The organism is Mycobacterium kiyosense (genome assembly GCA_021654635.1).
GTDB classification, from domain to species: domain Bacteria; phylum Actinomycetota; class Actinomycetes; order Mycobacteriales; family Mycobacteriaceae; genus Mycobacterium; species Mycobacterium kiyosense.
The window spans coordinates 2,891,717-2,912,069 of the sequence record AP025179.1; the positions used below are offsets into that span (position 1 = coordinate 2,891,717).

At 67.2% G+C, this 20,353-nt stretch carries 16 protein-coding genes and 1 pseudogene; 7 read left to right on the plus strand and 10 right to left on the minus strand.

Going from position 1 to position 20,353, the window contains the following annotated elements; all coding sequences use genetic code 11:
• Window positions 1-17: 17 nt before the first annotated feature.
• The 4 genes from L6444_RS13695 to L6444_RS13710 form a co-directional block, all read right to left on the minus strand.
• Complete coding sequence (locus L6444_RS13695; protein ID WP_236983357.1) at window positions 18-1,262, minus strand: osmoprotectant NAGGN system M42 family peptidase; 1,245 nt, start codon at window positions 1,260-1,262, stop codon at window positions 18-20.
• 82 nt (window positions 1,263-1,344) lie between these two features.
• Window positions 1,345-2,862, minus strand: a complete 1,518-nt coding sequence (gene zwf / locus L6444_RS13700; RefSeq protein ID WP_236983366.1) for a glucose-6-phosphate dehydrogenase — start codon at window positions 2,860-2,862, stop codon at window positions 1,345-1,347.
• A gap of 44 nt (window positions 2,863-2,906) precedes the next feature.
• On the minus strand, window positions 2,907-6,806 hold the full coding sequence (gene hrpA / locus L6444_RS13705; protein WP_236983368.1) for an ATP-dependent RNA helicase HrpA: 3,900 nt from the start codon (window positions 6,804-6,806) through the stop codon (window positions 2,907-2,909).
• A gap of 32 nt (window positions 6,807-6,838) precedes the next feature.
• Window positions 6,839-7,159, minus strand: coding sequence for a hypothetical protein (locus L6444_RS13710; RefSeq protein ID WP_236983370.1), 321 nt, complete (start codon window positions 7,157-7,159; stop codon window positions 6,839-6,841).
• A 242-nt stretch (window positions 7,160-7,401) separates the two neighbouring features.
• Between L6444_RS13710 and L6444_RS13715 the strand changes: the two genes are divergently transcribed.
• The gene (locus L6444_RS13715; RefSeq protein ID WP_236983371.1) at window positions 7,402-8,046 is read left to right on the plus strand and encodes a cutinase family protein; all 645 of its coding nucleotides are present in this window, start codon (window positions 7,402-7,404) and stop codon (window positions 8,044-8,046) included.
• Between the two features lie 55 nt (window positions 8,047-8,101).
• Here L6444_RS13715 and L6444_RS13720 read toward each other — a convergent pair whose 3' ends face one another.
• The 3 genes from L6444_RS13720 to L6444_RS13730 all read right to left on the minus strand — a co-directional run bounded on the left by L6444_RS13720 (window position 8,102) and on the right by L6444_RS13730 (window position 11,047).
• Window positions 8,102-9,514 carry a PPE family protein, SVP subgroup gene (locus L6444_RS13720; RefSeq protein WP_236983372.1) on the minus strand — a complete coding sequence of 471 codons (1,413 nt, stop codon included), beginning with the start codon at window positions 9,512-9,514 and terminating at the stop codon, window positions 8,102-8,104.
• Between the two features lie 287 nt (window positions 9,515-9,801).
• A complete protein-coding gene (locus tag L6444_RS13725) occupies window positions 9,802-10,236 on the minus strand; it encodes a hypothetical protein (protein WP_236983373.1) in 435 nt (144 codons plus the stop codon).
• A 1-nt stretch (window position 10,237) separates the two neighbouring features.
• Window positions 10,238-11,047, minus strand: coding sequence for a 1-acyl-sn-glycerol-3-phosphate acyltransferase (locus L6444_RS13730; RefSeq protein ID WP_236983374.1), 810 nt, complete (start codon window positions 11,045-11,047; stop codon window positions 10,238-10,240).
• 397 nt (window positions 11,048-11,444) lie between these two features.
• Here L6444_RS13730 and L6444_RS13735 point away from each other — a divergent pair, with 397 nt between their 5' ends.
• The 3 genes and pseudogenes from L6444_RS13735 to L6444_RS13745 all read left to right on the plus strand — a co-directional run bounded on the left by L6444_RS13735 (window position 11,445) and on the right by L6444_RS13745 (window position 14,518).
• A complete protein-coding gene (locus L6444_RS13735) occupies window positions 11,445-12,701 on the plus strand; it encodes a glycosyltransferase family 4 protein (RefSeq protein WP_236983375.1) in 1,257 nt (418 codons plus the stop codon).
• Window positions 12,695-13,453 (plus strand): class I SAM-dependent methyltransferase, encoded by a 759-nt coding sequence (locus L6444_RS13740; RefSeq protein WP_236983376.1) that lies wholly within the window; start codon window positions 12,695-12,697, stop codon window positions 13,451-13,453. Before L6444_RS13735 ends, L6444_RS13740 begins: the two co-directional genes overlap by 7 nt.
• Window positions 13,440-14,518: pseudogene (locus L6444_RS13745) on the plus strand (prenyltransferase). The gene L6444_RS13740 and the pseudogene L6444_RS13745 overlap by 14 nt, the downstream one beginning before the upstream one ends.
• A gap of 13 nt (window positions 14,519-14,531) precedes the next feature.
• Here L6444_RS13745 and L6444_RS13750 read toward each other — a convergent pair.
• Window positions 14,532-15,188, minus strand: coding sequence for a class I SAM-dependent methyltransferase (locus tag L6444_RS13750; RefSeq protein WP_236983377.1), 657 nt, complete (start codon window positions 15,186-15,188; stop codon window positions 14,532-14,534).
• Window positions 15,189-15,305: 117 nt separating this feature from the next.
• Window positions 15,306-15,584: a hypothetical protein gene (locus L6444_RS13755; RefSeq protein ID WP_236983378.1), complete on the minus strand. Its 279-nt coding sequence runs from the start codon at window positions 15,582-15,584 to the stop codon at window positions 15,306-15,308.
• Between the two features lie 287 nt (window positions 15,585-15,871).
• Between L6444_RS13755 and L6444_RS13760 the strand changes: the two genes are divergently transcribed.
• Entirely contained in the window at window positions 15,872-16,312 is a 441-nt protein-coding gene (locus L6444_RS13760) for a Fur family transcriptional regulator (RefSeq protein ID WP_236983379.1), read from the plus strand.
• Window positions 16,313-16,359: 47 nt separating this feature from the next.
• Complete coding sequence (katG, locus tag L6444_RS13765; RefSeq protein WP_236983381.1) at window positions 16,360-18,576, plus strand: catalase/peroxidase HPI; 2,217 nt, start codon at window positions 16,360-16,362, stop codon at window positions 18,574-18,576.
• A 117-nt stretch (window positions 18,577-18,693) separates the two neighbouring features.
• Here the strand turns inward: katG and L6444_RS13770 are convergent, their stop codons facing one another.
• Window positions 18,694-19,494 carry a DUF1906 domain-containing protein gene (locus L6444_RS13770; protein ID WP_370652826.1) on the minus strand — a complete coding sequence of 267 codons (801 nt, stop codon included), beginning with the start codon at window positions 19,492-19,494 and terminating at the stop codon, window positions 18,694-18,696.
• A 170-nt stretch (window positions 19,495-19,664) separates the two neighbouring features.
• On the opposite strand from L6444_RS13770, the gene L6444_RS13775 reads away from it, so the two are divergent.
• On the plus strand, window positions 19,665-20,315 hold the full coding sequence (locus L6444_RS13775; protein WP_236984121.1) for a cutinase family protein: 651 nt from the start codon (window positions 19,665-19,667) through the stop codon (window positions 20,313-20,315).
• Window positions 20,316-20,353 lie beyond the last annotated feature (38 nt).

The window sequence follows — 20,353 nt, forward strand, 5'->3', positions numbered from 1 at the left end:
CCGCGGGGTTCAGCGGCTTAGGCCTGCGGACCCGCCGGCGGCGTCGACGGCGGCCAGGTCGTCCCCGGCAGGGCATCCCCGGGATCGCCGTGTTCACCACGCGACAACGGCACCCACTGTTCGGAGGGCGCCGGCTGCTTCGACGACGGGAAGTCGCGCAGTTTGCCCGACGGCTTGGCGTCCCATTGGGCGAACGTCAGCGGAGTCTGCAGCCATGCGTGCAGCAGGTTGTACACGGCCTCCAGAGAATCCATGTGGGTGCGCTCCCAGCCGTGGCTGCCGTCGAGGCCGAAGCCGACCAGCGCAGCCCGGGTTTCCGCGCCGGCCTCGATGGCGGCGGCGGCGTCGGACCGGTAGTAGCGGAACACATCCCGGGCGAACGGGATACCACGTTCGGCGGCGAGCCGGCACAACTTGCGGGTCAGGTGGTAGTCGAACGGGCCGTGCATGTCGGCCATCGGAATGGTCACCCCGTCTTCCCGGGAGAGCTGGCCGGGAGCGCACACCGCGTTGTCCACCGAGACCAGCTCGGCGACGTCGTCGGGCAGCCCGTGACTGGCGCCGTGGCCAACCTCCTCGGTGATGGTGACCATGATGGTGGTCCGGTGCGGCAGCACCACCTTGTTCTCGGAGAAGTTCTTGGCCAGGGTCAGTGCGACCGCCACCCCCGCCTTCCCGTCCAGGTGGCGGGACACGATGAAGCCGTCCGCGGTGAGTTCGGGGCTGGTGATCAACGCGACGAAGTCGCCGACGTTCAGTCCCAGCCGGACCAGATCGTCCCGCGAGCTCACCCGCCGGTCCACCCGAACCTCGACGTGGTCCCAGTCGGTGGGCTGGGTGTCGATCTCGTCGCCGAACGCGTGCCCGCTGGCCTTGAGCGGCAGCACCGTGCCCGTGATGAACTCCTCGGGGTCGTCGATGAAGATCCGCACCCGGGCGCCGGCGGCGAACCGGGCCGAGAAGGTGCCCACCGGCACCAGTTCGAGGCGCCCGTTGTCCTTGAGCCGGCGCACCATGCAGCCGATGGTGTCCGCGTGCACCACCAGCGCACGATCCGTCGTCTTGGACTTCCCGGCCAGCTCGGCGGTCAACGCACCGCGGCGGGTCAGCGAGAAGGGCACGCCGAAGTCGTCCAGGGTGTCGCCGATCAGCTGCATCACCGCGTCGGTGCGCCCCGACGGGCTCGGTGTCTGCAGCAACGCGAGCAGCGTGTCGATCATCCACGCGCGATCGGCTTCGGCCATGGCCGCTTCTTGGCCCACAGAGCTCCCTTTCAACCCAATGTTCGAACGTGTTCCGGCCTCGCCCGGAATCGCGTTCAACCTACTCAGTCGCCCTGGACGGTTACTGTCGGCCCCGGTTGGAGTTGGGCGCCTGGCGCCACTCCCGCTCGAACGGCAACCGCCACGCATTGGGCGCGATCAACTGGTGGATGGCGTTGGGCCCCCAGGTTCCCGGCTGGTACATCTTGGCCGGCGGCGGGTCGTCGAGCAGGTCCTGCGAACGCTCCCATAGCGATTCGATGCCCTCGGCAGTGGTGAACAGTGTGTGGTCGCCGCGCATCGCATCCAGGATCAGCCGCTCATAGGCCTCCAGCACGTCGACGACGGTGTCCACTTCCTGCGAGGAGAACTGCATCGACAGTTTGTCCAGCTTCATCCCCGGCCCGGGCCGCTTGCCGTAGAACGACAGCGAGACCTTCGAGTTGTCGGCGAGGTCGAACGTGAGGTGGTCGGGGCCCTGCGTACCGACCCCCGATCCGGGCGGGAACATGGTGCGAGGCGCCTCTTTGAACGCGATCGAGATGATGCGGATACCTTCGGCCATTTTCTTGCCGGTGCGCAGATAGATCGGGACGCCGGCCCACCGCCAGTTGTCGATGCCGACCTTGAGCGCGATGAACGTTTCGGTGTCGGAGTCCTTGGCCACGCCCTTCTCCTTGCGGTAACCGGCGTACTGGCCGCGCACCACGTTGGACGTTTTCACCGGCAGCATCGAGCGGAACACCTTGTTCTTCTCTTCGCTGATGGCGTACGGCTCGAGCGCCGTCGGCGGTTCCATCACCACGAACGCCATCACCTGAAACAGGTGGGTCACCACCATGTCCTTGTAGGCGCCGGTGTTCTCGTAGAAGTTGGCCCGTTCGTCGAGCCCGAGGGTCTCCGGGATGTCGATCTGGATGTGGTCGATGAAGTTGCGGTTCCAGATGGGTTCGAACAAACCGTTGGCGAAACGGAACGCCAGGATGTTCTGCGCCGCCTCCTTGCCCAGGAAATGGTCGATGCGGAAGATCTGGGATTCCTCGAAGGTTTCGTGCACGAAATCGTTGAGCGCGACGGCGCTTTCCAAGTCGGTGCCGAACGGCTTTTCCATCACCACTCGCGAGCGTTCCACCAGATTGGCCTCGCGCAGCATGGTGATCACGTCACGCGCCGCCTTCGGCGGCACGGAAAGGTAATGCAGGCGGCGCACATTGGGTCCGAGGTTCTTTTCGGCCTGCGCAACCGCCTCGGCCAGTGCCTGCGACCCGGCGCCCTGCGGAACGTAATGGACGATTCTGGCGAAATCCTCCCACTGGTCGGCGTTGAGCTTGTGGGTGCCGAACGACTCGATCGCGTGCTTGGCGATCTTGCGGAACTCGTCGTCGGTGAGATCCTCCAGCGACGTCGCGATGATCTGGATATCGGGTGCGAGCTCGGACTGGTCCAGGTAAGCCAGCCCGGGAATCAGCTTGCGTTTCGCCAGATCCCCTGTCGCGCCGAACAACACGATGACGTGCGGGTCCAGTGCGGCGGTGTCGTGGCGGTGCGGGCGTGCGTCGGTCGCCGGGTAGGAGATTGTCTGGGGTTGTTTGGTGGCCACCCCGCGATACTTCCATCGCCGCGCGGTGTCCGCAGCCCTCCGGGTCAGATTCGCCCGTGCAGGGCGTCGATGGCCCGCATGACCCGCTGCTCGCTGACCGGTCGAGGAGTGCCGAGTTGCTGGGCCCACAAGCTCACCCGCAGCTCTTCGATCTGTCGGGCGATGTCCGTTACCTGGTCCGCACCGGCCCAGGCCGGCGGGAGCGCCTGCACCAGTCGGTCGTAGGCCTCCTGGACGGCGTGTACCCGCTGCATGCGGTCCCGGTCGGCCTGGATCGCCTGGGGCAGCCGGTCGAGGCGGCGGCTGATCGCGGTCAGATAGCGGGTGAGGTCGCCGAGGTGAGCACGCCCGGTGGCGGTGACGAATCCGGGCGGCAACAACCGGTGGAGCTGGGCGCGGATATCGGCGATCGCCTCCGCTTGGGCGGCGGTTGGTTCGGCGGGCAGTCGCAGTTCTACCTCCCGCGCGGCGGACAGCACCTTCTCGACGCGGACCACCATGTCGACGGTGGTGGCGGCCAGATCCTGCGCGACGCGGTCACGCAGCGACGCGAACTCGTCGCGGGTCCACACCGGCCGCGGGACCAGCGCGTCCGTCGCGGCGTCGGCGCAATCCTCGAGCAACGCGGCTACCGACCCGTCGCGGTTGCTGCCCAGCGTCAGCCGGGCACGTGGATCAAGTTGCCGCTCAACGGCTTTCACTGGCGACGGGATGCTGAGTCGCAGCAGCCGGCGCAGGCCGGGATGGATGGCGCCGCGTTGCTCGACCTCGGTGGCGAAAACGCGCACGTCGACCTCGTTGCCCGCGTCGACGAAGGCGGGAAACCCCCGCACCGAGCGGCCGGCGACGACGCGCTCGACGACGCGAGGCAACTCCGTCAAGTCGTCGGGCCACTGCCGCAACCCGGAGCGCTCCACGCCGGCAACCGCGTGGGCGACCGCCGCCCGTGCCGGCGCCGCGAGTTGCTCCTGCAGTGCCCGCAGGTTCTTGCCGCGGGCGACCTCGCTGCCGTCGGCGGACTCGACGGCGAACGTGACCCGCAGATGCGGCGGCAGCTTGTCCAATGCGAAAGCGTCGATCGGAACCAGAATGCCAGTGCGGCGGCGCAATTCGCGCTGCACCGACTCCAGCAGCGACGCGCCGGAAGGCTCGATTCCGGCCAGTACCGCGCGCGCCGTGTCGGGTGCGGGAACGAAGTTGCGCCGCAACTCTTTTGGCAGGGATCGGATCAGGGCGGTAATCAGTTCCTCACGCAGCGCCGGTACCTGCCAGGCGAATTCGTCGCCGCCGAGGCGGGCCAGCACATCGATCGGTACGTGGACGGTGACGCCGTCGTCGTCGGCACCGGGCTCGAAGCGGTAGGTCAGTGGCAGCGCGGCATCACCGGTGCGCCAGGTGTCGGGGCGATCGTCATCACCGGTATCGCTGCTGTGCAGCAGATCTTCGCGGGTGAAGGTCAACAGATCCGGGGTCCGGTGCCGCTGCTTCTTCCACCACCCGTCGAAGTGCCGGGCCGAGACGACTTCGGCGGGGATGCGGGCGTCGTAGAGCGCGTAGATGTCGTCGTCGCCGACGAGCAGGTCGCGGCGCCGCGCCCGCTCCTCCAGCTCCTCGAGTTCGGCTCGCAGCCGGGCGTTGTCGGCGAAGAAGTGGTGGCGAGTGTGCCAGTCGCCCTCGACCAGTGCATGGCGGATGAATAATTCGCGCGCGACCGCCGGCTCCACGCCCCCGTAACCCACCCGGCGACGCGCGATCAGCGGCAACCCGTACAACGTCACCCGCTCATAGGCCAGCACCTCGCCGCGCTTGGCATCCCAGTGCGGCTCGCTGTAGGTGCGCTGCACCAGATCGCCGGCGATCCGTTCGACCATCTCCGGTTGGATACGGGCCGCGGTGCGCCCGTATAGGCGGCTGGTCTCCACCAGCTCCGCTACCACCACCCAGCGCGGTGGCCGCTTGCCGAGCGCTGACCCGGGCGCAAGGACGAACCGGGCATTACGTGCGCCCAGATACTCGCGCGCATCCTCGCGGCGCAATCCCACGTGAGACAGCAATCCGGCCAGCAGCGCCGCGTGGATCTCGGCCTGGCCGGCCGGCTCGTCGGATTCGTGGATGCCGAGGTCGCGGGCGATCCCGCGCAGCTGCCCGACCAGGTCCTGCCACTCCCGGATACGCAGGTAGTGCAGGAAATCGTTGCGGCACATCCGTCGAAAAGCGCTGCCGGACAGCTCTTTACGTTGCTCGCGTAGGTGTTGCCAGAGATTGAGGTAGGCGACGAAGTCGGAGTGCTCGTCGGCGAACCGGGCGTGCTTCTGGCGGGCCGTCTCCTCCCGGTCGACCGGGCGCTCCCGCGGATCCGGGATGGTCAGGGCCGCGGCCAGCACCAGCACCTCGCGCACGCATCCCTCGGTCTGGGCCTGCAGGATCATCCGGCCCAACCGTGGGTCCACCGGCAGCCGCGCCAGGCGGCGGCCCAGATCGGTGATCGCGCCCTGCCGGTCGAAGGCGCCGAGTTCCTGCAGCAGCTGCACACCGTCGCGGACGCTGCGCCGGTCCGGGGGGTCCAGAAACGGGAAGTTCTCGATGTCGCCGAGTTGCAGCGCCGCCATCTGCAGCAGCACCGCGGCGAGGTTGGTGCGCAGGATCTCCGGTTCGGTGTAGCGCGCCCGGGTGCTGAAATCCTGCTCGGAGTAGAGCCGGATGCACACCCCGGGCGCCACCCGACCGCACCGGCCGGCCCGCTGCGCCGCGGATGCCTGCGAGATCGGTTCGATCGGCAACCGCTGCACCTTCAGCCTGCGGCTGTAGCGCGAGATGCGGGCGTTGCCGGGGTCGACGACGTAGCGGATCCCGGGCACCGTCAGCGACGTCTCGGCGACATTGGTGGCCAGCACCACCCGGCGCCCGGTATGGGACGCGAACACCTTCTGCTGGTCGGCGGTTGGCAACCGGGCGTAGAGCGGAAGCACTTCAGTGTTTTCCAGATCGGCCAAAGCCTCTGCGGTGTCCCGGATTTCGCGTTCTCCGGACAGGAACACCAATACGTCGCCGGGCGGTTCGGCCTGCAACTCGCCGATCGCGTCGACGATCGCCTCGATCTCGTCGCGGGTCTCGGTGCGCACGATCTCGTGGTCGGGGTCGTCGGGTTCATCCTCGAGTGGCCCGGTGTGGATCGGAACTTCCAACGGCCGGTAGCGAATCTCGACCGGGTACGTCCGCCCGGATACCTCGACGATCGGTGCGTTGCCGAAGTGCGCGGCGAAGCGCTGCGGCTCGATGGTCGCCGAGGTGACGATCAGCTTCAAGTCCGGCCGGCGCGGCAACAGCTCGCGCAGGTAGCCCAGCAGGAAGTCGATGTTCAGGCTGCGTTCGTGGGCCTCGTCGAGGATCAGGGTGTCGTAGCGCAGCAGCCGGCGGTCGCGCTGGATCTCGGCCAGCAGGATCCCGTCCGTCATCAGCTTGACCAGCGTGCGGTCGCTGACCTGGTCGGTGAAGCGAACGGTGTAGCCGACCACGTCGCCCAGCGGACTGCCCAGCTCGTCGGCGATGCGCTGCGCCACCGTGCGGGCGGCCAGCCGCCGCGGCTGAGTGTGCCCGATCACGCCGCGGACGCCCCGGCCGACCTCGAGGCAGATCTTGGGTAGCTGGGTCGTCTTGCCCGAACCGGTTTCCCCGGCCACGATCACCACCTGGTTACCCGCGATGGCCTCGGCGATGTCCTGTCGCCGCTCGCTGATCGGCAGGTCGGGATAGCCGATCACCGGGACCGCGGCCCGCCGCGCCGCCACCAGCGCCTCCGCGTCGGCAATCTGCTCGCCGAGCTGACGCAGCTTCTCCGGCCCGGCGCCGCGCACGTTGCGCAACCGCCGCCGCAGCCGGTCCGCATCGCGAACGGTCAGCTCGTCCAGGCGTCTGCGCAATTCCGCGACGGACGATTCGGGCACTCGCGACAGGATAGGCGTCCGGCGCGGTGCCGCTACTGCGGCGGGGGCACCAGCGGAGGCTGGCAGGTATTGGTCCCCGGGTCCCACCACCAGCCGTTATCGCAGGCCAGCGGCTGCGGGCCGACCCCCAGCGGGCGGCACACGTTCGCGGTGGGATCCCACCACTGGCCGTCTCCGCACGCCAGCGGTTGTGGCCCCACCCCCAGCGGTCGGCACACCTTGCCGGTCGGATCCCACCATTCACCGGCACCGCAATCCGCCGAGCTCACTGCCGGGTTCACCATCGTGACGACCGCCATCGGTGCCACCACCATCGCGGCCACGGTCAACAGCCGGCAAACCATCGACCACATTGCGCACCTCATCTCGTGATGTTCCAGTCTGTCATCGGTGATTCGATGACGAGCGTATTTGCCCGCTTTTCCCGCCGCGAGCGGTTGCCAAACTCAGCGGCCGTAGGAAGCCCGGACGGTTCGGCAAACCCCTCAGCCGCGACCCTCTCCCGCGGGATCGGCGGCTCCCGATTTGCGAGCGTTCTGGTGCAGCCGGCCGACCGCCGCCAGCACCCTGCGGGGCGGTATGCCAGGATCGGGGCATGACTGCCCGCAGCCTTGCCCCTATCCTCGGTGTCTTCGTTACGGCGACGTGGGCGCTGCTGAGCGTGCCCTTGGCCATCCCGTCCGCCGGTGCCGACCCTTGTGCGGATGTCTCGATAGTGTTCGCGCGCGGCACCCACCAGGAACCGGGACTCGGTAACATCGGCCAGGCGTTCGTCGACTCCCTGACCTCGCAGATCGCCGGCAAGTCCGTCGAGGTCTACGCGGTCAACTACCCGGCCAACGACGACTACCACAACAGCGCGTCGGCCGGCGCCGACGACGCCAGCGCACACGTCCAGGGCACCGTGGCCAGCTGCCCCAACACCAAGATCGTGCTGGGCGGCTACTCCCAGGGGGCCACCGTGATCAATCTGGCCAGCAACCAGATGCCGCCGGCGACCGCCAGCCACGTTGCCGCAGTCGCGTACTTCGGGGAGCCGTCCAGCGGCTTCTCCAGCGCGCTGTGGGGCGGCGGTCCGCTGCCGACGCTGAACCCGGCCTACGGCGGCAAGCTGATCAGCCAATGCGCCTCTGATGATCCGATCTGCACCGGCGGCGGCAACATCATCGCCCACGTCACCTACATCGAGAACGGCATGGTCGAGCAGGCCGCCACCTTCGCAGCCAACCGGCTCAAGTAGCTGCACTCCCGGAGCGGTGGGCAGCGCCGAATTTCGCGGAAGTTCGGCGGCAGGGTCAGCGCGGCAGCAGGCGCCGCTTCTGCTCGGTGAATTCTTCGTCGGTGAGGATGCCCGCATCGCGCAGCGACGCCAGCTCCCGTAGCTCGGCGGCAATGCTGGTGATCGGGCCGCCGAGGGGGGCCGCTGGGACGGCCTCGTCGGTGCCGTGCCCGCTCGCCTCGGTTTTCGCGTCGGCGTCTCCCTTGACGTCGCCCTTGCCCTCCGCCGGCCGCTTGGTCACGCCGCCGAGCCGCTCGCGGGTGCGCGTCCCGGCGCCACCGGATCCGGTGGTGCCGGCCATCGCACGACCAGCCATGCCGGCCAGCGCCATCTGGCTGAACACGCTCCCGGCGCCGGAGGCCTCGGCGGCCGCGGCAGCGCTGCTAGCCGGCAAGGCCATCGCGGCGAGCCGCACGTTCGGGGCCGCCGTCGTCCAGCCGGCGGGCACCGACAACGCGCCAACCGAACTGGCCTCCCCCAGTCCGGCCGAGACGCCGGGGTTGATGACCGGGAACGACGTCGGCGTGGCCGGTCCGGTCCCGGGCCACGTCTCGACACCTGCCCAGCCGCTGACGATGTCATCGGTGTGTTCACCGATGTAGTAGCCGTTGATGTCGTAGGGCAACGCGGTACCGGCCAGGATTCCGTCCAGGGTCAGTCCCGATGCACCGAGCTCCGGATCGAGGAAGATGCCGCTGAGGTCGCCCAACAAGTCCAGGATTTGCAGGAGCGACAGGCCGGACACGAGAGGGTCGGTCACCGCGGCCGGGGCGGCCATACTGGTCAAGGTGTCGGGGACCGCCGAGAACGCCTGAGTCGCCGTGGTGACGGCGCTCTGCACCTGTCCGGCAGAGGTGCCGCTCGCTTGTGCCACGGCGGCGGCCTGGGCCGGCAACCCGCCGGAATTGGTGGTGGACTCGGGCTCGGTGAACGGGGTCAGCGTGGTCGCCGCCGCCGACGCCGCGGCGTAGCTGAGCATGGCGGCCGAGTCCTGGGCCCACATCTCCGCGTACTGGGTTTCGGTCAGCGCGATCGCCGGAGTGTTCTGCCCGAAGAAGTTGGTGGCTACCAGCGTCGCCAGCAGGGAGCGGTTGGCCGCGACGACCGGAGGCGGCACCGTTTCGGCGAAAGCGGTCTCGTAAGCGACGGCCGCCGCTTTCGCCTGGCCGGCGGTCTGTTCGGCCTGCACGGCGGTGGCCTGCAGCCACGCCACGTAAGGGGCGGCGGCTGCGGACATCGACGCCGACGCCGGGCCCACCCAAGGGGCGGCGGTCAGCGTAGAGACCACCGACTGATATGCACTCGCCGTCGAGTACAAGTCGGCGGACAGCGCGTCCCACGCGGCGGCCGCACCCAGCATCGAGCCCGAGCCGGGACCCGCGTACATCAGCGCCGAGTTGATCTCCGGCGGCAGCATTCCGAAGTCCATGGCGTTCCCTCCGATCGATGTGGTCGGACGCGAGCCCGTACGCTCCCATGCCTGTGGCCGCCCGCCGACGGATGAATTTCCGTCGCGGGCCGGCCACCGTGGCACCCCCCTGTCGCTGCAGCGTCGAGCTGTAAGCACGTTGCTGTGTTACGGCAGGTTCGACTATATGTTGCCCGCCGTTCGCACAGCCTTCACCAATAAATCACACAATTGCCTCGCGGCTTAAATTTCGGCGCCGGGTAAAGGGCGTGCTCATGGTCACAAATCGAGCCGCGTTCGAGTTCCGTCTACCGCTCGAACTCCAGGTGATGGCGTATCTCTTCGGCCGCGGCTTCCAGATTGCGGGTGACCAACCCGCGCCCGAGCCATTCGCTGAGCCGGGCGACGCCGAGTCCGGTGGTGGTGAAAGTCAGCGTCAGAGTGAGCCGGCTGAACTCGCGGTGCGGTTCGGCCAGGGCTGAGAAGGAATGGCGGGTCCCCTGCACCGACCGCCACTTCAGCAGGCTGCCGGTGGGCGTCGCAATGAGCACCCGCCCGCCCAGTTGGATGGTGCCGCTGTCCAGATAGACGTCCCACAGCTCGCCGTCGTCGCGGGCCTGGATGAACTTGCACCGGCTGAAGATCGAGACCTGAGGGAACAGGCTGTGCGGGTCGGTGACGAACCGGCCGCTCTCGGGAAACGGACACTTGATATCGCGGGTGACGCTGACTGTCTGGGTCATGTCAGCGAACCAGCGGGACGATGGTCTTGCTGGCCAGCTTCGACAGCCCGACCTGCATGACGCTGGTGACGTAGGCCGCCGCGTGATCCCAATCCGGTTCGTCCCCGAACCGGGCCCGTACGTCGATGGGATCGAGCACCTGCATGCGGATTTTGGCCGGCAACGGAAAGTGCGGCAACGGCAGCGGCGACAGTCCCCAGGGGATGCTCAGGGTCATCGGCATGCTCTTGACGCGGGCCAGCTTGTCCAGCCGGAGCAATTGTGCGGTGCGCCGGCCGTCGTTGAGCACGATCAGGGTGTCGTGACCACCGGTGGCGACCACCGGCACGATCTTGACGTTGCACTCATGCGCCAGCCGCAGGTATCCCTTGCGGCCGGAGAACACGATCTTGTTCCGGTCGCGCCATGGCCGCAGTGCCTCGACGTCGCCGCCCGGGTACACCAGAGCCGAGCCGTCACATGCGAAGACGCGTTCGGCGAAGGAGTGCGCGGCGGGAACTACACCGAGCTTGCGGGTCAGCCCGCCGATGAACGGCGCGGCCGCGATGGTGTCGTGTGCCAGCGCGTAGAGCGGCCGGCCTTCGACGGTGAAATAGGTGTTGTAGGCGAGCAAGAAGATGAAAGTGTCCGGGGTGGCGCCCCCACCACTGTGGTTGCCCACGAACAGCACCGGCTCATCCGGCACCTTCTCGAAACCGTTGACCTCGGCCCGGAACCACACTGTCGAGGCCAGCCACAGGGGCGGCAGGATGGCGCGAATGAACTCTGGATCGCGGTGGCGGAGTTCCTTCGGGAGGCGTGGCCGGGTCATCACGATGAGACTAAACCGATTCGACGGGTTTTTAGCCCGATCGACCTCGGCACGGCGCGGCCAAGGTCTCCGCTCGCGCCGGCCGACGGGCCGTGTCGTAGCTTGGGACCAACGGGTTGGGGTGCTCCCCCGGCGAGCAACGTGGGGGAAGCGAACATGCGACAAGTCCGAGACAGTCTGCGAGACAGGCTTGGTGGTCGCCCAAGTGCGGCGCGAACGCCGCACGCGGGCGGCCCGCTTGGCGTGATCGTCTCGGGAATGCGTTTGCGCTGTTTAGCCGACCGAACTATCATCTGGACACATGTCCAGTTTGCTGCCGCACCGTTCTCGGGTTCGTTGACCGCAATGGGATTGGTGCCCTTCCCTCCATTCGGTCGTTGGCGGTAAAGGGTTGACTATGCGAATTGCTCTGCTGTCCTACCGGAGTAAGGATCACTGCGGCGGGCAGGGTGTCTATGTGCGTCATCTGAGCCGTGGTCTGGTAGATCTCGGCCACGACGTCGAGGTGTTCTCCGGTCAGCCATACCCCGAGTTGCTCGACCCTCGGGTGCGCCTGACCAAGGTGCCGAGCCTGGATCTGTACCGCGAACCGGACCCCTTCCGGGTGCCGCGGCCGAGCGAGATCCGTGACTCGATCGACCTGCTCGAACTCGCCACCATGTGGACCGCGGGGTTCCCGGAGCCGCGGACCTTCACCTTGCGGGTGGCCCGGATACTGGCCGAACGGGCCGCCGACTTCGACGTCGTCCACGACAACCAAAGCCTGGGCACCGGGCTGTTGACCATCGCCGACACCGGCATGCCGGTCGTGGCCACCGTGCACCACCCCATCACCCGGGACCGGGTGCTCGATCTCGCGGCCGCGAAGTGGTGGCGCAAACCGTTGGTGCACCGCTGGTATGGGTTCTCCAACATGCAAAAGCAGGTGGCCGCCCAGATTCCCGACCTGCTGACGGTGTCGTCGTCGTCCGCGCAGGACATCGTCACCGATTTCGGTGTGTCGCCGGACCAGCTGCACGTGGTGCCGCTGGGCGTGAATACCGATCTGTTCCAACCGGTTTCGCTGCCCCGGCAACCGGGCCGGGTGATGGCGATCGCGAGCGCCGACACGCCCCTGAAAGGCGTCAGTACGCTGCTGCACGCAATCGCCAAGTTACGGATGAACAGAGATCTGGAGCTGCGACTGGTCGCACGGGTGGAACCACACGGGCCCACCCACAAACTCATCGCCGAGCTCGGCATCTCCGACATCGTCCACATCGCCAGCGGGTTGTCCGATGCCGACCTTGCCGCATTGTTCGCCTCAGCGGAGGTTGCCTGCATTCCCTCTCTCTACGAAGGGTTTTCGCTGCCGGCCGTGGAGGCCATGGCGAGCGGAACCCCGATCGTGGCCAGCCGGGTGGGTGCGCTACCCGAAGTCCTGGGGACCGACGGCGCCTGCGCGGAATTGGTGGCCCCCGCCGACGTCGACGCGCTGACCAACGCCCTGGGCCGGCTGCTCGACTCGCCGGAGACGCGGCGCAGGATGGGCAAGGCGGGCCGAGAACGCGCGGTGAGCGTGTTCAGCTGGGAGGCGGTGGCCGCCCAGACTGTTCGGGTGTACGAGCGGGCCATCGCCCGCGTCGGCAACGCCGAAGGTGCGGCACCGTGCTGACGGTCGACTTTGATCGCCTGGCTGTCGGGCCGGCCACCACCGTTATCGACGTGGGTTGCGGGGCCGGTCGGCACGCGTTCGAAGCGTACCGGCGCGGCGCGGACGTGGTCGCGTTCGACCAGAACGAAGACGACCTACGTTCGGTGGACGCCATTCTGCGCGCGATGGCCAACAACGGCGAGGCGCCTGAGGGTGCTGCCGCGAAAGTCGTTCGCGGCGACGCACTCAACCTGCCGTACGCCGACGAGACATTCGATTGCGTGATCGCCTCGGAGATCCTGGAGCACATTCCCGAGGACGACGCCGCCATCGCCGAGTTGATCCGGGTCCTCAAAGTCGGTGGCAGGTTGGCGGTCAGCGTGCCGCGCTGGCTCCCCGAGCAGGTCTGTTGGCTGCTGTCCGAGGAGTACCACAGCAACGACGGTGGCCATGTGCGTATCTACCGGGCCAGTGCGCTGCGGGACAAGATCCTGGGCAGCGGACTGGAATTGACCCACACGCACCATGCGCACGCATTGCACTCTCCGTTCTGGTGGCTCAAATGTGCTGTGGGCGTGGGCAATACCGACCATCCCGCTGTCACCGCCTACCACAAACTGCTGGTGTGGGACCTGATGCAACGGCCCAAAGTCACCCAGCTGGCGGAGAAGGTGCTCAATCCGCTGGTGGGTAAGAGCGTGGCACTGTATTTCGCCAAGCCCCGGCCTACCGGAAGTCAAACGGAACAAGGGTATTCAGTTGCATCGGGATAACCCGCCGGCGGTGCCCGGTGTCCTCACGCCAGAGCAGTGCCGGCAAACTGCTGCATCCATTGCCGCGGCGCAGGAACCCTCGGGTGCGATCCCCCTGGTTCGCCGGTGGCCATACCGATCCCTGGGATCACGTGGAAAACGCGATGGCGCTCACCGCGGCCGGACTGCTGGAGCCGGCCCGCGCTGCGTTCGACTGGTGTCGTCGCACGCAGCGCGCAAGACGGTTCCTGGCCGCTGCAGATCCGTTCCGGTGTCGTCGAAGATGCCAACAGCGACAGCAACTTCTGCGCCTACATCGCCACCGGCGTCTGGCACCACGTATTGATCACCGGTGACGAGGACTTCGCCACCGAGATGTGGCCGGTGGTGCAGAAGGCCATCGACTTCGTCATCGATCTTCAGGTCGGTTACGGTGAGATCTGTTGGGCCAGAAGCGAAGCCGGGCCGGTGCCGGAGGCGCTGCTGACCGGCTGCTCGAGCATCTTCCACAGCATCCGGTGTGCCCTGGCGCTGGCCGCGTTCATCGGGGAACCACAGCCGGAATGGGAACTGGCGGTAGGACGTCTGGGTCATGCGCTGATTGCGCACCCCGAGGTGTTCACCGAGAAAGACCGTTACTCCATGGACTGGTACTACCCCATCCTGGGCAGCGCGCTGCGGGGTCCGCAGGCCGCAGCCCGCATCAAAGGGCGTTGGGACGAATTCGTGGTGGGCGGTCTGGGTATCCGGTGTGTGCTGGATCGGCCCTGGGTCACCGGTGCCGAAACCTGTGAGCTGGTGCTGGCTCTCGACGCGATCGGTCACCGGACCGCCGCGCATCGGCAGTTCGGCGCGATGCAACATCTGCGCGAAGCCGACGGCTCCTACTGGACGGGTCTGGTGTTCGCCGACGGGAAGCGGTGGCCCGAAGAGCGCACCACCTGGACCGGGGCGGCGATGATCCTGGCCGCCGATGCGCTGTCCGGCACCACGCCGGGCAGCGGAATCTTCCGCGGGGATGCGTTACCGCTGGGCCTGCAGACCGACTTCGACTGTGAGTGCGTGCCGGCCGGGCCCGGCCGCTAGCTGCTCGTTCAGCTCAGACCGGGGCGCCGACTTCGCCGCCGGTGCGTTCCAGCACCCGCAGTGAGCCCACCGCGCGGATCTCGGTGAACTGACCGGAATCCAGTGCGCGGCAATAGATTTGGTAGGGAGCCCGGCCGCCGTCGGCGGGGTCGGGGAACACATCGTGGATGACCAGCGCCCCGCCGACGGACACCCACTTCGCCCAGCCGTCGAAATCGCGGTCCGCCGCTGCCTCGGTGTGGCCTCCGTCGATGAACAGCAACTGCAGCGGCGCGCGCCACCCCCGCGCGACGACCGGGGATTTGCCGACCACCGCGACGACGTGTTCGTCGAGCCCGGCGGCGTCCAGTGCCCGGCGAAAGGAGGGCAGCGTGTCGAACAGTCCGGTGACCTCGTCGACCAGGGAGGCGTCGTGGTACTCCCAGCCCGCCTGGTGCTCTTCCGATCCGTGGTGATGGTCGATCGTGTAGAGCACACTGGCGGTCTGCATCGCCGCGGCGCCCAGCATCAGGGCGGACTTGCCGCAGTAGGTGCCGATCTCAACACCGACGCCGCCGTCGAGGTAGCGCAGCGCAGCTTCGTAGAGTGCGCGGCCCTCGTGTTCGGGCATGAAACCGGGCACCCGCTCGGCGAGGGCGAACAACCGCCGGCTCGCATCGTCATCGCTCATCAGCTGAACTTAACGGCCGCGCCGACGGCGCTGGTAACCCGGTGGCGTTCTGTCTCGAAACCTTGCTGGGTCTAGGCAGCGGCAACCGAACTGGACAGCCGTCCGGTCGCCTCGAGATCAGAGGTGCGGGGCTTCGGAGATTTTGCTGTCGGGCTTGCCCAGCGTCTGGCACCACGTCTGCGTCGACGCACGGGTCGCGGTGACCTTGATGGACTCGGGCTCGGCGCCGCTGGCGTCCTTGAGCATCTTGGTGACTTCTTCGGTCTGCTTCTTCTCGTCTTGCGTCACGAAATCCTTGCACTTGGTGTCGCCACCGGTGTTGATGACCTGGGAGGGCGAACAGCCGGTGAACATCAGCGTCGCGATGACGATCACGGCCGGTGCAATGCGCTTCATCGGTGGCCCTTCTGCAGTCGGGATAGTAGCTACCTAGTACACCCGGGTCGGGATTTCCAAACGCTGCCGGGTCCGGCGATGAGTATTAGCTCCGCGGCCGGTGGCATGCCGCCCTTCTCCGGCGGACTATCTCCGGCGCGTCGCCGGGGTCGATGGACCGGGCGGTCACCGGCTGATCGAGGCGTTGCGGCTCGCGGTTCCGTCGCCCGATGTCCGTGGACCACACGGCGAAATCCAGAGTTGGCAGACTCTTGACTGATTCCAGATGAGCGCGAAATATGGGCCGTGTGTCCTCAGCTCAGGATTACGCCGAGCAATTGCGATTGGCGGATCTGCGGGTGACGCGACCACGAATCGCGGTGCTGGAGGCGGTGCAGGTTCATCCGCACGCCGACACCGACACGATCTTCTCCGCAGTCCGACTCCGCCTGCCTGACGTCTCCCGGCAAGCGGTGTACGACGTCTTGGGCGCTTTGACGTCCGCGGGACTGGTCCGGCGGATTCAGCCGTCCGGGTTGGTGGCGCGCTACGAGTCGCGGGTGGGAGACAACCATCATCACGTGGTGTGCCGCTCGTGCGGAGTGATCGCCGATATCGATTGTGCGGTGGGCGATGCCCCGTGCCTGACGCCGTCGGACGACAACAACGTCTTGGATGGCTTCGTTCTCGACGAGGCCGAAGTCATCTATTGGGGCCTGTGCCCCGACTGTTCGAGTGTTGATTCCTGATCACAACCGTGATCGCAGCCCGTTTCACCTAACCCGGAAGGAATGTTGTGTCATCCGAGACAGCCGAGAACACGGCCAGCGCCAGTGAGAGTGAAAATCCGGCGATCCCGTCGCCCAAACCGAAGTCGCATGCGCCGCGGACCAATCGGGACTGGTGGCCGGACCAGATCGACGTGTCGAGGTTGCATCCGCACTCTCCGCAGGCCAACCCGTTGGGCGACGACTTCGACTACGCCGCGGAGTTCGCCAAGCTCGACGTCGAAGCGCTCAAAGCCGACCTGGTGTCGGTGATGACCACCTCGCAGGACTGGTGGCCCGCCGACTACGGGCACTATGGCGGCTTTTTCATCCGGATGAGCTGGCACGCCGCTGGTACCTACCGGATTTTCGACGGGCGTGGCGGCGGCGGCCAGGGCCTGCAACGGTTCGCCCCGCTCAACAGCTGGCCGGACAACGCCAGCCTGGACAAGGCACGCAGGCTGCTGTGGCCGGTCAAGAAGAAGCACGGCAACAAGATCTCCTGGGCCGACCTGCTGGTGTTCGCCGGCAACGTGGCCCTGGAGTCGATGGGTTTCAAGACCTTCGGTTTCGGCTTCGGCCGCGAAGACGTGTGGGAGCCCGAGGAGGTCCTGTTCGGCGAAGAGGACGAGTGGTTGGGCACCAACAAGCGCTACTCCGGTGAGCGCGACCTCGCGCAGCCCTATGGCGCGACCACCATGGGCTTGATCTATGTCAATCCCGAAGGGCCCGAAGGCAAGCCGGACCCGGTGGCGGCAGCGCACGACATCCGCGAGACGTTCGGCCGGATGGCCATGAACGACGAGGAGACCGCAGCGCTCATCGTCGGGGGCCACAGCTTCGGCAAGACCCATGGCGCCGGCGATGCCACCCTCGTCGGGCCCGAGCCCGAGGCTGCCCCGATCGAGCAGCAGGGGCTGGGGTGGAAGAGTTCCTACGGCACCGGCGTGGGCAAGGACGCCATCACCAGCGGCCTGGAAGTGGTGTGGACACCTACCCCGACCAAGTGGGACAACAGTTTCCTGGAGACCTTGTACGGCTACGAATGGGAGCTGACGAAGAGTCCCGCGGGAGCCTGGCAGTACACCGCCAAGGACGGTGCCGGCGCGGGCACCATCCCGGATCCGTTCGGTGGGCCGGGCCGTGCCCCGACGATGCTGGTCACCGACGTGTCGCTGCGTGAGGACCCGATCTACCGCGAGATCACCTCGCGGTGGTTGAAGAACCCCGACGAGCTGTCGGAGGCTTTCGCCAAGGCGTGGTACAAGCTGTTGCACCGCGACCTGGGTCCGATCACGCGCTATCTGGGCCCGTGGGTCGCCGAACCGCAGCTCTGGCAGGACCCGGTTCCGGCCGTCGACCACGAACTGGTCGACGAGAACGACGTCGCCGCGCTGAAGAGCAAGGTGCTCGACGCCGGCCTGTCGGTTCCGCAACTGGTGAAAACGGCTTGGTCGGCGGCGGGAAGCTACCGCAACACCGACAAGCGCGGCGGAGCCAACGGCGCCCGGATTCGGCTGGAACCGCAGCGCAGTTGGGAGGGCAACGAGCCGGCTGAGCTGGACAAGGTGCTGTCCGCTCTGGAGCAGATTCAGCAGGACTTCAACGCCTCCGCCGCCGGCGGCAAGAAGATCTCGCTGGCCGATCTGATCGTGCTGGCTGGCTCCGCCGCGGTGGAGAAGGCGGCCAAGGACGCGGGCCACGAGATCACCGTGCCGTTCACGCCGGGCCGGACCGATGCCACGCAGGAGAGCACCGACGTGGAATCCTTCGCCGTGCTCGAACCGCGCGCCGACGGCTTCCGCAACTATTTCCGTCCCGGAGAGAAGGCCGCACTCGAGCAGTTGCTGCTGGAGCGGGCCTACTTGTTGGGCGTCACCGGGCCGGAACTGACGGTGCTGCTGGGCGGCTTGCGGGTCCTGGGCGCCAATCACGGCGGCAGCAAGCATGGTGTGTTCACCGACCGCACCGGCGTGTTGAGCAACGACTTCTTCGTCAACTTGCTCGACATGGGCACGGAGTGGAAGCCGTCGGAGTCCGCGGAGAACGTCTACGAGGGACGCGACCGCAGCACCGGCGACCTCAAGTGGACCGCGACGGCGAATGACCTGGTGTTCGGCTCCAACTCGGTGCTGCGCGCCCTCGTCGAGGTGTACGCACAGGACGACAACCACGGCAAGTTCGTCGAGGACTTCGTCGCGGCCTGGGTCAAGGTGATGAACAGCGACCGGTTCGACATCAAGTAGCGATTGATTGCAGTGCGGCACCCCGCGAGCGAGGGCTCGCGGGGTGCCGTGCGTTCAGCGACACGCGCCCGTCGGCGTTGATCGTTGCAGCGATTGGCCGTGCCGGCGATCGACGATTCAGCGATTCAAGTCCCATTGCCCGTAGTCGGACGCCAGGATGTCGTCCACATCCACCCGGATGCCGCCCATGACCGGACCGTCCAGCACTCGTTGATACAGCACCGCGGCGGGTTCGCGCTGCCCGTGTGACCAGCCGATCGTCTGCCATGCCCAGCGGTGGCCCGGGGTGGACGAGTTGCCGATGACGCCGTCTCTGATCGCCCACCCGCACACCTGGTAGCTCCCGTAGATACCGGAGCGGCCGACCCCCAAAACCGAGTTGATGCCTCGAAACCACGGCAGCGCAACAGAATTCCAGGTATCGGCGTCAATGTCCTCGTCGACGCTGAAGAAGATGGGCGCGGACGGCGGCCCACCGGCGGCAGCGTGCAGACTTTGCGCGGTCTGCGCGTCGGCGACACCGCCGTCGTACCCGCGGGTGTAATCCGAGGGCGAGTCAGGCCAGCCCGGCTTGCCGTACTGGAAGTTACTGACGATGTGCAGACCGGCGGCCCGCAGTGAGTCGGCGTACGCGCGGGTAATGGGCTTCGCCTCGAAGTGTGCGCCCGGACGCTCAGTGGATACGTAATTCACCACGCCGTCATATCCGGCCGCTTTGATCTCCTCGGGCGGGACCCTGCGCTCTGCGAAATCGATCAGCTGGCCGTTGGCGGCCGACGCCTTCGGGGCGCCGCCCGTCGCCGCGAACGTCCCCAGGCCCAGCGCGACCGGAACGGCGGAATATCGCAGGGCGGATTTCAGGGCTGCCCGCCGGGTGATCGGGCGCATTTCGCGTTGACCTGGTGATTCAGCCGGCATCGCGCGATGGTAACAAAGCGGCCTCGGCGCCCGGCGTCTTCCTCGGCCGCGACCCCGGTGACCGCCGGCCAGGCCGCCGGATTATTCCGCGAGCCACAACGGGGCGGTGTCGTTACGATCGTGCTGTGCCCGCTCTGAACGTCCGCAAATCGGTTGATCTCGGCTTCGCGGTGATCGCTTCCGTGGTCGCGTCGTGGTGTGCCGCCGTGTTGCTACCCGCCGGAACGCCCGGTGCGCCGCCCCCGGCCGGCGCGGCGAACTGTCCGGATGTAGAGGTCGTCTTTGCCCGCGGTCGGCTGGAATCGCCGGGGACCGGGGTGCTGGGCAATGCGTTCATCAATTCATTGAGCTCGAAGGTCGGTGGCCGCAGCATGGGCACCTACGCCGTCAAGTACCCCGCCGACACCGAGATCGACGTCGGTGCCAACGACATGAGCCGTCACATCCAGTACATGGTCAATAGCTGCCCCAACACCCGTCTGGTCCTCGGCGGGTATTCGCTGGGCGCCGCGGTCACCGATGTGGTGCTCGCGGTGCCGATGAGCGCGTTCGGATTCGACAGTCCACTGCCCGAAGGCACCGACCAGCACATCGCCGCGGTCGCCTTGTTCGGTAACGGCAGTCAGTGGGTGGGGCCGATCACGAACTTCAACCCGATCTACAACGACCGGACCATCGAGTTGTGCCACGGTGCTGATCCGATCTGCAATCCCGCCGATCCCAACACCTGGAAAGAGAACTGGCCGCAACACTTGGCCAGCGCTTATGTGAAGGACGGAATGGCCAATCAGGCCGCCGACTTCGTCGCGGGCAAGCTGTAGCGGCAGGCAGTCTTAGCTGCGTCGCGCCGACCGGCGGG

Excerpts from the sequence above, each read along its gene's own strand:
- L6444_RS13730 (WP_236983374.1), bottom strand. The coding sequence starts at position 11,047 with ATGACCCGGCCACGCCTCCCGAAGGAACTCCGCCACCGCGATCCAGAG.
- L6444_RS13725 (WP_236983373.1), bottom strand. The coding sequence starts at position 10,236 with ATGACCCAGACAGTCAGCGTCACCCGCGATATCAAGTGTCCGTTTCCC.
- L6444_RS13755 (WP_236983378.1), bottom strand. The coding sequence starts at position 15,584 with ATGAAGCGCATTGCACCGGCCGTGATCGTCATCGCGACGCTGATGTTC.
- L6444_RS13715 (WP_236983371.1), top strand. The coding sequence starts at position 7,402 with ATGACTGCCCGCAGCCTTGCCCCTATCCTCGGTGTCTTCGTTACGGCG.
- L6444_RS13750 (WP_236983377.1), bottom strand. The coding sequence starts at position 15,188 with ATGAGCGATGACGATGCGAGCCGGCGGTTGTTCGCCCTCGCCGAGCGG.
- L6444_RS13735 (WP_236983375.1), top strand. The coding sequence starts at position 11,445 with ATGCGAATTGCTCTGCTGTCCTACCGGAGTAAGGATCACTGCGGCGGG.
- L6444_RS13710 (WP_236983370.1), bottom strand. The coding sequence starts at position 7,159 with ATGTGGTCGATGGTTTGCCGGCTGTTGACCGTGGCCGCGATGGTGGTG.
- L6444_RS13720 (WP_236983372.1), bottom strand. The coding sequence starts at position 9,514 with ATGGACTTCGGAATGCTGCCGCCGGAGATCAACTCGGCGCTGATGTAC.
- L6444_RS13770 (WP_370652826.1), bottom strand. The coding sequence starts at position 19,494 with ATGCCGGCTGAATCACCAGGTCAACGCGAAATGCGCCCGATCACCCGG.